A 13,807-nucleotide genomic window follows, 5' to 3' on the forward strand; every position below is an offset into this window, starting at 1 on the left:
TTCACCCGTGTCGACGCTTGCGAGATCCTGCCCGACTCAGAGCAGCGAGCGGAGCACGTCCACCACGCCGTCGTCGTCGATCGAACCGGTCACCGCATCGGCCGCCGCCTGCACCGGCTCGGTCGCGTGCCCCATCGCCACGCCCCGTCCGGCCCACCGCAGCATGTCGATGTCGTTGCTGCCGTCACCCACGGCGACGGTGTTCTCCGCCGCCACGCCGAGCTCCTTGCGTACCACTTCCAGGGCCGACGCCTTGGTCACGCCCTGCGGTGCGATGTCCATCCACGCGGACCAACCGACGGCGTACGTGACGTCGTCGAAGCCGAGCCGCGCTGCGATCTCGTGGAACTCCGCGCTCGTCTCCCCGGGGCTGCGGACGACGACGCGCGTGACGTCACCGGCCCAGAGCTCCTCGAAGTCCACCACGCGGTGCTCCCCGTTGAGCTCGCCCTCGGGAAAGAGCTCGGTCATCCGGAAGCCTACGCCGACATCCTCGACCGCGTAGCGTGCGTGCGGCAGCTCGACCTTGAGCATGCGCAGCACCGGTTCGGGGTCGAACGTCTCGACGCGCTCCAGGGTGTAGCCCATCGGCGCGGACGCGTCGATGCGTGCCGTGACGGCACCGTTCGAGGCGACGATCCACTCGTCCTCGATCTTGAGGTCCGCCGCGACGGGCGTCATCGCGATGAGCGAGCGTCCGGACGCCAGCACCACGTGGTGCCCGGCGGCACGGACGGCGGCGACCGCCTCGCGTGCCGCGTCGGACAGCACCTCGTCGTACGTGACGAGGGTCCCGTCGATGTCGAGGGCGATGAGCTTTCGATCGGTCGCAGGAGGCACGTTGGAAGCCTACCCACCCCCCGGTGAACGGCAGCAGACCGATGGACCGTGATCGGCGGAATGTCAGGTGATCGGCAGCTCGTGCTGCCGATCACCTGACATGCCGCCGATCCCAGGGGCCCGGCCCGGTTACTTCACCGGCTCCAGGACCTCCAGGCCGCCCAGGTAGGGGCGCAGGCCCTCCGGGACGTGGACCGAGCCGTCGGCCTGCTGGTGGTTCTCCAGGATGGCGACGATCCAGCGCGTGGTGCCGAGCGTGCCGTTCAGGGTCGCGACGTTCCGGGTCGAGCCGTCCTCGGTCCGCTCGCGGACGCCCAGGCGGCGGGCCTGGAACGTGGTGCAGTTCGACGTCGAGGTGAGCTCCAGCCAGCGCTCCTGCGTGGGCAGCCACGCCTCGCAGTCGAACTTGCGGGCCGCCGAGGAGCCGAGGTCGCCCGCGGCCGTGTCGATCACGCGGTAGGGCAGCTCGACCTTGGCCATCATGGCCTCTTCCCAGCCCAGCAGCCGCTGGTGCTCGGCCTCGGCGTCCTCGGGGGCGCAGTAGCTGAACATCTCGACCTTGTGGAACTGGTGCACGCGGATGATGCCGCGCGTGTCGCGGCCCGCCGAGCCGGCCTCGCGGCGGTAGCAGGCGCTCCAGCCCGCGTACCGCATCGGTCCGTCGGACAGGTCCACGATCTCGTCGCTGTGGTAGCCCGCGAGCGCCACCTCGGAGGTGCCGACCAGGTAGAGGTCGTCCTTCTCCAGGCGGTAGATCTCGTCGGCGTGCGCGCCCAGGAAGCCCGTGCCCTGCATGGTCTCGGGCTTGACGAGGGTGGGCGTGATCATCGGCGTGAAGCCCTGCTCCACGGCCTGGTCCATCGCCATGTTGAGCAGCGCCAGTTCGAGCCGCGCGCCGATGCCGGTGAGGAAGTAGAACCGCGCCCCGGACACCTTGGCGCCGCGCTTGGTGTCGATCGCGCGCAGGCCCTCGCCGAGCTCCAGGTGGTCCTTGGGCTCGAAGCCCTCGGCCGCGAAGTCGCGGCGGGTACCGACCTGCTTGAGCTCGATGAAGTCCTCCTCGCCGCCCGCGGGCGCGCCCTCGATCACGTTGGCGATCGAGTACAGCACCCGGTCGAGCTCCTGCTCGGCCTCGGCCGCGGTGGCCTGGTGCTGCTTGACGTCCTGCGCGAGCTGCTTGGTGCGGGCCAGCAGCGCCTGCTTCTCGTCGCCCTGCGCCTGTGCCACCTGCTTGCCCAGGGACTTCTGCTCCGCGCGCAGGTTCTCGAACTCGGTCAGAGAGGAGCGGCGCCGCGCGTCGGCGTCGAGCGCCGCGTCCACGAGGTCGGGGTCGTCACCGCGGGCCACCTGGCTCGCGCGGACGACGTCGGGGTTGTCGCGCAGAAGTCGGAGATCGATCACGGGGACGAGCCTAACGGGGCTGTCGCTCTGAATTCGTCCTCAGCGCGACCATCGTGAGCAGCGGCACGGCAGGGATGAGCGCGATCATCGCGATCCGCAGTCCGAAGTCGTTGACCAGCGAGCCCAGGACCGCCATCACCCACATCGCGACCAGCGCGGGGCGCAGGAACTCCCAGCTCCGCTCCGCACGCGTGAACCATGCGGGCGTCAGGCGTTCCCGCCATGTCGCCGGTCCGAAGAGCGCGAGGCCGACCAGCACCAGGATCACCACGGTGGCCCAGACCGCCGGCCCGCCCGTGATCGAGTTCAGCGCGTACAGCGCCTTGCGCAGCACGGTGGAGACCGCCTCTCCGTCGACCACCTGGGCCACGAACCGGCCGAGGTGCGAGCGCGACTCGGGCGGGCGCAGCCAGTCCAGGACACCCACGAGGGCCACCACGCCGACGCCGGCCGCCGCGACCCAGGTGAAGCGCCAGAGGGTGAGGCGCAGCCCGGACGCGGCGGTGGCGACCACCACGAACGCCGGGACGAGCACCAGACCGCCGCCGAGATCCGCCCCGAGGGTGGGCCAGACGTCGACCGCCATCGCGATCACGCCCACGACGCTGACGGCCAGGGTGGCCAGGACCCGTCTGCCGCGTGACACGAGGAGCTGCGCCAGCGCGGCCGCGAGCACGATCGCCGCCACCGCGTACACGGAGAACGTCGGGTTGCCGAAGCCGTAGAACCGCGCACCGAACGTCGGGGCGGAGCCGAGCGGTGCCGCCCGGTTCAACGGTGTGCCGAACAGGGCGTCCAGCGTGAGCGCGACGAACGTGATGCCCGCGACCACGGCGGGGGCCGCCCACAGGGGCCGTCGTGGGGCGAGCAGGCTCAGCCCGGTCACGGCCGCCGTCACGAGCAGGGTGGCGCCCACGATCGCGAGCACGGGCAGGTCGAACCGCCACCAGCCGGTGAGGGAGACGAGGAAGCCGCCCGCCGGCAGCGCCGTCAGCGCCGTGGCGGAGACGACCGCGGCGCGCCGCAGCCCGCCCGGCACGAACGCGACCCGCCGCGGCACCCACCAGCAGGCCGCCGCCAGGGCGAGGCCCAGCCAGAACGGCACGTCGACGAGCCAGATGTACGCGTCCCGGCGCACGTGGTCGCGCGCCGTCATGTCCGCGAGCTCGTCGGCGGTGAGCCAGGCCGAGGCGGGGCGCTCCCCGGCGCGCAGCAGCGGCGTCGGGTCGATGTCGGCGGGCAGGTCCACGCCGACGGCGTCGAGCACCGCCGCCGGGACGTCCATCAGGCGCGCCACGCCCTCGGTGCGGGTCGCCGTGCTGGCCAGGTAGCGCGGCAGACCGTCGTAGTTGGCCGACGGGCGCACCAGCGCCGGCCCCAGCTCGAGCGCGTGCTCCGGCGTGGTGGCGACGTCGATCACGAGCACGGTCGCGTCCGCGGGGGCGGCGTCCAGCACGCGCCACACCGCGAGGTCGACGGCGGCGACGAGGTCGGCGCGGAGCTCCTCGACCCGCTCGGCGCCGTCGGGCTGTTTCTCCAGGTCCGCCCGCTCGGCGACGTCCAGCAGCGCGGAGCCCGCGTCCACGAACGTGACGGGGCAGTCCCAGGCGCCCGACTCCGCGGCCAGCGCCGCGTCGAGGTCGAAGTACCGCCCGACGCTGCCGTCCCGCTCGGCGAGCGCGACCGCCGCGCCCGGTCCGACGGCCGTCGTGCACTCGTCGGCGAGGGCGTCCCCGAACGTGCCGGGGTGGGCGGCGTAGCCGGAGCCGCGCTGCAGCGCGGTCAGCCGGTCCCACTGGTCGACGACGGCGGGGCGGTCGCCTCCCGCGGTCCCGGCACCGGCCGAGGCGGCGTCGGCCGTGTCCTCGCCGGCGGCGTCCGCGCCGTTCTCGCCCGCTCCGCCGTCCGCCGTGTCGTCCGCCACCGGCGTCACGGTGATCTCGTCGCAGATCCAGTGCCGGTCGGCGTCGCGCTCGTCGGCGACCTCGGCCAGGCGCCCCGCCGACAGGCTGAGCCACCCGCTGTCCGGGCAGCGCGCCGCGCGCCCGTTGGGCAGGGTCAGGCCCGCGGCGTCCGCGCCGTCGGTGAGCATGCCGTAGAGGGTGGGCGCGGGGGCCGTACCGGTGTCGAGGGACGGCTGGACGTCGGTCCAGCGCAGGCCCTGCGTGCCGATCACGACCACGTTCTCGCCGGGCGGCACCACGGGCTCGGCGCTGCTCAGCGAGCCTGACTCCTCGCCTGCGGCCTCGGCGCCGGGCACGGGCAGCACGGCCGCCGCGAAGAGCAGGCTGAGCAGCAGCGCGCCGGACAGGCCCAGCACGGCGGACGGCACGCGGCGGACCGGCTCGGTGTGCCGACCGGACGGGAGCCAGCCGCGGGCGCCGAGGAACCGGGTCACCAGGTCCGGACGCGCCGCGAGCAGCGCGACCAGGGCGAACGGCACGAACAGCGCGAGCCCGCGCAGGCGGTCCCCGAAGTACGGCGCGGCGTCCACGCCGACGGTCACGACCGCGACGGCGGTCACGGCCGCCACCCCGAGCCACACCGGCCGGGTGGGGCGCTGCGTCTCGCGGGCGCGGGCGCCGTCACCGAGCACCGAGCCGGCACTCGTCGCCGTGCGACGACGCGCCGCGTAGGCCGCGAGCCCGCCCGCGAGGACGAGCCCGGACACCGCGTAGATCACGAAGGCCACGTCCGAGAACCCGTAGAAGCGGTCCGCGGTGGCGAGCGACGGGCCCAGCAGGGAGCCCTGCAGCAGCGTGAAGCCGGTGACCCCGTCGATCGTGAAGACCAGCCAGGTGATCCCGGCCGCCGCGACGGCGTTGCGCCACGGGGCCGCGGGGAGCAGGCGCGAGACGCCGCGCACGGTGAGCGCGACGGCGACCGCGGCGGCCGTCAGCGAGAGCGCCAGGCCGAACTCCGGCGCGGGCCACACCCACCACCGGGAGAGCGTCGCCAGGCTCGCCGCCGCCGGCGCCGACACCGCGAGCAGCACGGCGCTCAGGGCCAGCCGCTGCCGGTACGGCCCGGGCTCCCGCCGCGGACGCGCGGCGCGGCGCGGCAGCACCAGGACCAGCACGGCGATCAGCAGGAACAGGACGATCACGCCGGCGAAGGCGGGCACCTGTGCGGGGATGGTGTCAGCCAGGACGTTGATGTACTGCCGGTTCTCGACCGTGCGGGCGACCGTGGTCCGCCGCGGCTCGCCCACCTCGATCGGCGAGCCGTCGATCGAGGGCTCCTCGAGCGCCGGGTCTGGCTCGGCGTCCTCGGTCTCCTCGGCCTCGGGGTCCGGGAGGGCACCGGCGGCCTCGGCCGCGGTGGCCGTGAGGTCGGTGAGCTGCACGAACCCGGTGCTGCGCGACGCGTCCGACGTCAGCCATCGCACCCGGGGGACGTCCACCAACCAGTCCACGACGACCTGGAGCCCCTGCTGCGTGAGCGGTGTGTCCGCGACGCCCGCCACGAGCACGCGCGTGCCGGCGGGCAGGCTCCGGGTCAGGCTGCCGAGCGTGCCGTCCAGGGTCTCCAGGGCCTTGGCGCGCTCCGGACCCTCGGGCAGGCTCCCGGCGTCGATCACGGTCACGGGGCAGTCCGTGAGGGCGGCGTCCCAGGCCGGGCCACGGGCACCGAAGGTGCTCGCCGAGCCCTCGGCGCCGTCCGGGGTCAAGGCGTCCAGCGAGGGGACGTACCGGCCCACGGTGCCGTCCTCACGGGCGAGCATGACGGCGGCGCCCGGCCCGACCGCCGTCGAGCACGCACCCCCCTCGTCCAGCATCTCGCCGAGGAGGCCGGGGGCGGGCGCCTTCTCGCGCTCGGCGGGCTCGGCGACCTCCTCCTCGTCCTCGTCCTTCTGCGGGAGCTGCGCCCAGTCGTCGACCGTGGCGCGCGTCGGCTCCGCGTCGCCGGAGCCCTGCGCGGACCCGGTCGCGGGTTCGGGCACCGGCGTGCACGACGTCGCCCCGCGGGCCTCGCGCTCCTCGCCCTCCTGGCCCTCGGGGTCCGGCTGGTCGGCGCGCTCGGCGCTGCCGGCCGAGACCGTCCGGCTCCCCGCCGAGAGCGTGAGCCACGCGTCCAGCGGGCACGTCGCGGGCGCCGCGGTCCGCACGTTGATCGACGCGACGGAGCCACCGCCGATCATGTGCCACAGGTTCGGCGTCGTGCTCCGGGAGACGTCCGTCCACCGGAGGCCGGCCACACCGACCACCACCACGGGGGCGGCCGGCGGAGGCTCCGCGGCCTGCGTGGAGCCTGCGGCCGCGGACCCGACGGCGTCCGCGGTCCCGGACCCGGTCACCGCCGTCGACCCGGCCGCGGGCACGGACCACGGGGCCGCCGACGCGGTCGTCGGGCCGATCAGGCCCAGCAGGGCCGCGACGAGCACGACGAGGGCCGCGGGCACGGTCAGTGCCCGTGTGGAGCGGGGATTCACCCGCCCAGGGTAGATGGCCGCGGGAGTCACGGGGCCCGGACCAGGAGCGCGCCCGCCTCGACGCGCACGTCGACCTCGACGGCCCGGCCGAGGGGATCCCCGTCGACCTGGGCCTCCTCGCCCGCGGGCACCCGGATGCGCGCCCGGCGGGCCTTGGTGTGGTCGATGCGGCCGAGCTTCTCCGGCAGCTCGTTCCGCACCCCCACCCCCTGCATGGCGATCTCGAGCGTGAGCTGGGCCCAGCCGAGCACCCCGCCGCGCACGTCGACGGCGGCCACGTCGAGCACCCCGTCGTCGAGCACGGCGTCGGGCAGCAGGGTGACGCCGCCCGGCAGCATGCCGCAGTTGCCGACCATGATCGAGCGGGCGCGGGCGTCCACCGGCGGGTCGTCGTCGAGCTGCAGGGTGGCGCGCATCCGGCGGGCCTGCATGTGGGACAGCCCCGCCACGAAGTAGGCCACCCAGCCCACCTTCTTCTTCAGGTTGGAGTCGGCGGTGGCGACCATCGCGGCGTCGAAACCGAGGCCGGCGATGACCAGGAAGATGTGCTCGCGGTCCGTGTCGGGCTCGTGGTCCGGCTGGTTGGGGTGCTCATCGTTGCGCGGGGTGTCCGCGAACTCCACGACCCGCAGCCAGCCGACGTCGATGGCGCGCGTGCGCCCGGCCAGGATCACGTCGAGGGCCTCGTCCATGCTGGTCAGCGGCAGCTCGAGGTTGCGTGCCAGGAGGTTGCCCGTGCCCACCGGCAGCACGCCCATCGGCTTGTCCGAGCCGACCATGGTCTCGGCCACGGCGCGCACCGTGCCGTCGCCGCCGGCCGCGATCACGATGTCCGCGCCGTCGTCCAGCGCCTGCCGGGCCTGTCCCTTGCCGGGATCCTCGATGGTGGTCTCGTACCAGAGCGGCTCCGGGAGCCCGTTCGCCGCGCAGTGCGCCCGCACCCGGGCGGGCAGCCCGCTCGCGTGCAGCTTGGACGGGTTCACGACCACCGCGATCTGCCGGGCCGCCTGCACGCTCTGCGGCACCGCGCGCCGCCCGTCCCGGCGACGCATCCAGGCCTGCTGCGACCATGCGCCGACGGCGACGGCGAGTGCCAGTACCCCGATGACGATCGCGATGATGCCGAGCCAGACCTGCCACTCCATGGGGTCAGGGTACGGGTCCGGCCTGAAGGTCGATCAGCTGCGGACGTTCGACCCCGCGTGCCGCACGGCGTCCACCGCGCCGCGCATCTTGCGCGCGTTCACGGCCAGCAGGACGTCGCGGTACTGGGCCGCCCGGTGGATCTGACCCTTGAGGTCGTTGGCGGAGGCCCGGTGCTTGAGGTCGCACGGCACCTCGACGGCGACGTACCCCTTGCGCAGCAGGTCGATGGTCATGCCGGTCTCGACGCCCCAGCCGCGGGCGAGCGGCGTGGCCGCCTCGAACGCCTCGCGGGTGAGGCACCGCATGCCGGACAGCGGCTGCGACGGGCTCCAGCCGGTCATGGCCTCGATCGCCCGGCGGGACGCGCCGACGACGACGCCCCGGCCACCGGCGCCGGCCTGCTTGGGCAGCAGCGCGATCGCGAGGTCGGCGACGCCCTCACGGACCGGGCGCACGAGGGGTGCGGTGTTCACGGCGGTGTCGCCGAGGTCACCGTCGATGAACATGAGGAGGCGCGGGGGGCGACCGTCGGCGTCGCGCATCGCCACCACCGCCGCACCGGTCTCCATCGCGGCGGCCTTGCCGCGGTTGTGGGAGTGGCGCACGACGACGGCGCCCGCGGCGCGCGCCACGTGCTGCGTGTCGTCCTCGGAGCCGTCGTCGACCACGAGCACGAGGTCGACGTGGGGGATCGCACGCGCAGAGCGCACGGTGGCGGCGATGCGTTCGGCCTCGTCCTTGGCGGGAATGATGGCCGCCACCCGTTGGACGTTCTTGCCTGCCTGTGCATTGCCGGGACGCGTGGTCTTCGCGACCGGGAGAGCGTTCACACCTGTCCTGCCTGAAGCGTCGATTTGCCTTGGTGGGTGTTCGGATAGCCCTTTGCTTGGTGAGTGCAAAGGTTTACCCCTGGAATCCTACTCCCTTGGTCCGCTAGTTGCCGAAACCTGGGCCGCTCGTGGCGATCCGCGGTGACTGCCGACGCGTTCCGGGCCGCTCGCGCGCGACCGGCCGGGGCGTCCGGACTAGCGCAGGGTGACCTGGCGAGAGACGATACCTGCTCTTGCGCGTCGCTCGTTCGCATCAAGCGGCTCCTTGATGGAAAGTGCTTTCGCGAGCTTCTCGCCGAGCTCGGCGACGGGACCCTCCAGGTCCGCGGCCTCGGTGCCCTTCGGCAGCTCCCAGACCGGGACGACCAGGCCCGACGCACGAAACGCTCCCACGAACCTTCCACCCGCGAGCCCTGACTCACGCTTTGCGTGGAGGCGGGAGATCGCGTCGATGACGTCGTCCTCCGCCTCGGGACGCGCCCAGCGGAGGAACTCACGGGACATGCTGCACCAGTAGGCGGACTCGACCGAGGACACCTTGACGGTGGGGATCGCGCCGTCGGCCGCGTCCTCCAGGTTCTGCTTGAGCTCCGGCGTCACGTCGGCGCTCGGGTCGAGCCAGTAGTCGAACGTGTCGTGCACGGTGACCTCGAACGGCACGCTCAGGTCGAGCACGTCCTGCAGCCGCGGGCCCTCGCCCGGCAGCTCGCCCGACTCCACGGCCGTACCCGGCTCCAGCTCCATCGCCTCCAGCAGGGCGGCGGCGAGGTCGCGGCTCACGTCGCCCGACCCGACGATGCCCTGCACCGCGAGCAGGAGCGTGCCGTCGGCACGGTGCAGCGCGGTCCACGCACCGGGCAGGAGGGTCACGACCGTGACGTCGCGGGAGCCGTACTCGGCGGTGGTCCGAGCGGTCGCGGTCGCCGACGGGACGATCTCGCGCATCGCCACCCAGTCGGTCTCCCCGGGGAGACCTTCGAAGGGCCGGAGCACGAAGTCGGAGGAGGGGTTCTTGGCCATGCGGCGAGTGTATCCGCGCGCATGGTCGCAGATCTGTCGGGCCGGTGATGTTTCGGGGCAGCCCGTCGGACGGGACCATGATGGAACCGTGGAACCCTGGCTCGCCGCCCACCTGCCCGTGCTCGACCTCGCGCTGGACGCCGTCCGCGCCGTGCAGCGCGCGGCCGCACGAGCGGGCCGCCGGGCGGGCGCGGGCGACCCGGCCCTGCCCGACCCGGACCCGCTCGACCCGGCCCTGCTCGACCCCGCCCGGGTCGCCGCCGGCTTCGCGTCCGACCGTGTCCTCACCGTCGACGGGCAGCCGGTGCAGGGGTTCGCCCCGCTCTCCGGCTTCTTCGCCACGGCCGACGGCTGGGTCCGCACGCACGCGAACTACCCGCACCACCGCTCCCGCCTGACGGCGCTCGTCGGGCTGCCCGACGACGTCGGCCGGCCCGCCTTCGCCGAACGGCTCGCCGAGCTCTCGGCGCAGGACCTGGAGGACCGGGCCGACGACGCCGGCGCGATCGTCGCGCGCGCCCGGACCGAGCAGGAGTGGCGGGGATCCGCGCCGGGGCGCGCCGCGGCGTCCGGCCCGCTGGTGCGGACCCAGGCGCGCGAACCCGCGACCGGGACGGGAGACCGCCCGGCGGGCTCGCGACGGGACGCGCCGCGCCCCGGGCTCGACGCGGCACCGCCGGGCGCGGCGCCGCTGGCCGGCGTCCGGGTGCTCGACCTGACCCGGGTCATCGCCGGACCGGTCGCCACGCGGACGCTCGCGCTGCTGGGCGCGGACGTGCTGCGGGTGGACCCGCCGGAACCCGCCGAGATCGGCTGGCAGCACCTCGACACGGGGCAGGGCAAGCGCAGCGCCGTCCTTGACCTCCGGGACACCCGCGACCGCCGCATGGCCCAGGACCTGCTCGACGCCGCCGACGTGCTCGTGACCGGGTACCGCCCCGGCGCGATCGAGGCGTTCGGCCTCCGGGTGCCGGCCGGCGCGGTGACCGGGCGGGTGTCCGCCTGGGGCGACGCCGGGCCGTGGGCCGACCGCCGCGGCTTCGACTCGATCGTGCAGGCGGCCAGCGGCATCGCGCTGCTGGAGGGCCGCGACGGGGCGCCCGGCGCACTGCCCGCCCAGGCGCTCGACCACGCCTCGGGGTACCTGCTCGCGGCGGGCGTCGTGGACGCCCTCACGCTCCGGGGCGACGACGGACCCGGCCGCGACGTCGCGGTGTCGCTCGCGCGCACCGCCGCCTGGCTCCTGGACCTGCCGGGACGCGACCCGGTGCACCCGGCCGCCGCGACGCCGTCGGGCAGCGGGTCGGTGACGCACGCGGGCGTCACCACCGCGCGGCCGGTGCTCCCGGGGTACGACGACTACCCGCACCCCGCGCACCCGTGGGGTACGGACGCACCGGGCTGGCAGCCCTTCCCCGGCTAGGGGCGGACGGTCCCGGCGAGGCGCCCGGTCGGACGCCGGTGTCGGGTCAGGCGCGGATGCGGCTGCGGCGGGCGACCAGGAGCGAGGCGGCGCCGCCGAGGACCAGGGCGCCCGCCGCCGACGTCAGGGCCGTGGCCTCGGCGCCGGTCGTGGCGAGCCGGACGGGAGCGTCCAGCGTGGCCTCGGTGAGCGAGCCGGACTGCTGCGCGGTCGTGACGGAGGTGTCCTCGCTCGGCACGTAGGCGGTGAGCTCGGCCCCGGCGGTGTCCGCCTCGGTCGGGCCCTCCCACTGCTGACCCGGCGCCTGGACGGCCGCCGGCGGCTCCGACGCCTCGACCTGCACGGGGGTGACGACCTTCGCGGGGGCCTCGGCCTCGACGACCGCGGGCTTCTCGGCGGGCGTGGCGGTCTGCTCGACCTCGGTGACGACCTGCGGCTGCTCCTCGGCGGCGGACTCGTTCGCCTCCTCCACGAACTCCTGGACGGCCTCGCGGACCCTGTCGCGGTCCTCGTCGGTCCAGTCGCGCTGGTTGCCCTGGGGCGTCGCGCCACGGCCGCAGTCGCCGTCCTCGGACCGGCTGTCCTTCGAGCCGCCGTACTGCGGCACGTCGTAGTCGGGCTCCGTGTAGCTGGCCGGCTGGTACGAGCGCGGGGCCTGGGCCTCCCGGCCGCGGTCGTGCCCACGCTCGTTCCCGCGGTCGTGCCCACGGTCATAGCCCGCGGAGTGCCCGTCCGGCCCGTCGTGCCCGCGGCCCTCGTGCGCCATCGCCGGGCTGGCGACGGCGGTCGCAGCGGTGGCGAGCGCGATCGTCGCCACGACGCGGGTGGCCGCGGACCTGGCGACGGACGAAGGCTTGACGGCGGCGTGCTTCATGAGAGCTGCTCCAGCTGGTCGGCTACATCGGCCCGGAACCCGGGACGCCACGACGCTACCTGATCGGTAATAGCCGGAAAAAGGGGTAGACCGGAAAAACCTGATGCGATGGTAACGATCCGATAACAACGGACAGAGGAATGGAACCTTCTGAAAGCGCCGGAGAACGCAAACGGGGTGGAGCGCCAATGGCGCTCCACCCCGCTACGTCAAGACCGAAGAGGCTGGGGTCCTCCCGGGGAATTCAGCTCAGGAAAGACCTCCCAGCAGACCGCCGGTGAGGCCGCTCACGGCCCCGCCGGTGAGTCCGTCCACGGCGCCGGTCACGCCACCGACGGTGTCCTTGACGGCGCCGCCGGCGACGCCCTCGACGGTGCCGGTCACGGTCTTCACGACGGGCTTGGCCACGCCGTCCACGACGACGTCCTTCACGACGGGCTTGGCAACACCCTCGACGACGACGTCCTCGACCAGCGGCTTCGCGACGCCGTCGACGACGGTGTCCTTCACGACCGGCGTCACGACGCCGCCCACCACGTCGCCCTTGACGACGCCGCCGACGACACCGCCGAGCACCACGTCACCGACGACGGGCTTGGCCACGTCGTTCACGACGCCCGGCACGACGTCGCCGGTCACGGTGCCGACGGCACCCGGGACGACCGAGCCGGTCACGTTGCCCACGGTCGAGGTGACGCCCGGGACCACGCCGTTCTGCACGGTGCCCACGGCACCCGGCACCACACCGGTGGCGACCGGCTTGACGACGCCGTCCACGGCGACGTCGCCCACGACCGTCTCGACCGCACCGGCGGCCGGGGTGGTGACCTTGGCGACGAGGCCCGGAACGCTGGCGACCACGCCCGGCACGTTCGAGACGACGCTGTTCACGACGCTGCCCACGCCACCGAGCACGCCCGGCAGGTTGGCCGTGAGGCCGGCGACCGGAGCGGTCACGCCGCCCAGGACGTTCGGCACGTTGCGGATCACGTCGGCCACGGTGGCCGGAACGCCCTCGACGGCGCCGGTCGCGACGCCCGTCACGGTGCCCGTGGCGCCGTTCACGACGTCACCCTGGAGCACGCCACCGGCCACGCCGTTCACGACGTCACCCTGCAGCACGCCACCGGCCACGCCGTTCACGACGTCACCCTGCAGCACGCCGCCGGTCACGCCGGACACCACGCCGGTCGCGGTGCCCAGGGCGCCGCCGCCGAGCACGTTGGCCAGCGCCGCCTTGGCGGTGCCGGTCACGCCGGACACGGCCGAGCCGCCGGTCACGCCGCCGACGACCTCCGAGACGACCTGGGGTGCGGCACCCTGGAGGGCGCCCGAGACGTACTGCGCCGGCTCGTAGTTCGGCGCGAGGGCCGTGGTGGGGGCGATGGAGGCGGGCAGCTCTGCCTTCTTCGCCACGTCCGTGACCACGTCGGTCGCGGGGAGCGAGCCGGTGAGCTCGCTGAGGTCGATCGAGGTCGACGAGAGGGCGGGGACCGCCGACTTGAGGCCCTCGGCGGTGGTGCCGAGGTCCCCGAGGGAGTCCAGCGGCGAGGCCTCGGCGGCCATGGCCGGCGCCGCCATGCTCGTGGCGGCGGTTGCGATGGCGACGGTCGCGATGGTCCGCGCGCCCGCCGATGCGGTCTTCTTCTTGTGTGCTGCGTGCTTCAAAAGGTGCTCCAGCATCTCGATGCGCAAATGCGCGTTCGGTCCTTGAGCCACCGAACTTAGCCCGCACCCCCGGGTGAATAAAATCACCCTGATCACGATTCGGTAACGATGGACGAATTGGACCCTGGATGGCAGTCCGCCCGGCATATCCGGACAATCGCCGCCGGTTGGTT

9 protein-coding genes are annotated in these 13,807 nt (G+C 74.2%); 1 reads left to right on the forward strand and 8 read right to left on the reverse strand.

Translation table 11 applies throughout. The features are described 5' to 3' along the window. Positions 1-36 precede the first annotated feature (36 nt). The 6 genes from AB0I29_RS17355 to AB0I29_RS17380 all read right to left on the reverse strand — a co-directional run bounded on the left by AB0I29_RS17355 (position 37) and on the right by AB0I29_RS17380 (position 9,669). Positions 37-840: an HAD family hydrolase gene (locus AB0I29_RS17355; protein ID WP_285101822.1), complete on the reverse strand. Its 804-nt coding sequence runs from the start codon at positions 838-840 to the stop codon at positions 37-39. 129 nt (positions 841-969) lie between these two features. Then, positions 970-2,241, reverse strand: coding sequence for a serine--tRNA ligase (gene serS / locus AB0I29_RS17360; protein ID WP_285101821.1), 1,272 nt, complete (start codon positions 2,239-2,241; stop codon positions 970-972). Positions 2,242-2,251: 10 nt separating this feature from the next. Further along, positions 2,252-6,673 carry a hypothetical protein gene (locus tag AB0I29_RS17365; RefSeq protein ID WP_357483623.1) on the reverse strand — a complete coding sequence of 1,474 codons (4,422 nt, stop codon included), beginning with the start codon at positions 6,671-6,673 and terminating at the stop codon, positions 2,252-2,254. Positions 6,674-6,699: 26 nt separating this feature from the next. Beyond that, entirely contained in the window at positions 6,700-7,818 is a 1,119-nt protein-coding gene (locus tag AB0I29_RS17370; RefSeq protein WP_357483626.1) for a diacylglycerol kinase family protein, read from the reverse strand. Between the two features lie 33 nt (positions 7,819-7,851). Beyond that, positions 7,852-8,580, reverse strand: coding sequence for a glycosyltransferase (locus AB0I29_RS17375; protein ID WP_020015660.1), 729 nt, complete (start codon positions 8,578-8,580; stop codon positions 7,852-7,854). A 264-nt stretch (positions 8,581-8,844) separates the two neighbouring features. Next, on the reverse strand, positions 8,845-9,669 hold the full coding sequence (locus tag AB0I29_RS17380; protein ID WP_285101818.1) for a DUF5926 family protein: 825 nt from the start codon (positions 9,667-9,669) through the stop codon (positions 8,845-8,847). A gap of 88 nt (positions 9,670-9,757) precedes the next feature. On the opposite strand from AB0I29_RS17380, the gene AB0I29_RS17385 reads away from it, so the two are divergent. Next, on the forward strand, positions 9,758-11,092 hold the full coding sequence (locus tag AB0I29_RS17385) for a CoA transferase (protein ID WP_357483629.1): 1,335 nt from the start codon (positions 9,758-9,760) through the stop codon (positions 11,090-11,092). A 46-nt stretch (positions 11,093-11,138) separates the two neighbouring features. On the opposite strand, the gene AB0I29_RS17390 is transcribed toward AB0I29_RS17385, so the two are convergent. Both AB0I29_RS17390 and AB0I29_RS17395 read right to left on the reverse strand, forming a co-directional pair. Then, positions 11,139-11,966, reverse strand: coding sequence for a hypothetical protein (locus AB0I29_RS17390; RefSeq protein ID WP_285101816.1), 828 nt, complete (start codon positions 11,964-11,966; stop codon positions 11,139-11,141). Between the two features lie 249 nt (positions 11,967-12,215). Further along, the gene (locus AB0I29_RS17395) at positions 12,216-13,634 is read right to left on the reverse strand and encodes a hypothetical protein (RefSeq protein WP_357483633.1); all 1,419 of its coding nucleotides are present in this window, start codon (positions 13,632-13,634) and stop codon (positions 12,216-12,218) included. Positions 13,635-13,807: the final 173 nt, after the last annotated feature.

It is taken from the genome of Promicromonospora sp. NPDC050262, from assembly GCF_040655935.1.
In the GTDB taxonomy this organism is placed as follows: domain Bacteria; phylum Actinomycetota; class Actinomycetes; order Actinomycetales; family Cellulomonadaceae; genus Promicromonospora.

Coding starts and splice junctions, on each gene's coding strand:
- AB0I29_RS17380 (WP_285101818.1), bottom strand. CDS start 9,669: ATGGCCAAGAACCCCTCCTCCGACTTCGTGCTCCGGCCCTTCGAAGGT.
- AB0I29_RS17390 (WP_285101816.1), bottom strand. CDS start 11,966: ATGAAGCACGCCGCCGTCAAGCCTTCGTCCGTCGCCAGGTCCGCGGCC.
- AB0I29_RS17370 (WP_357483626.1), bottom strand. CDS start 7,818: ATGGAGTGGCAGGTCTGGCTCGGCATCATCGCGATCGTCATCGGGGTA.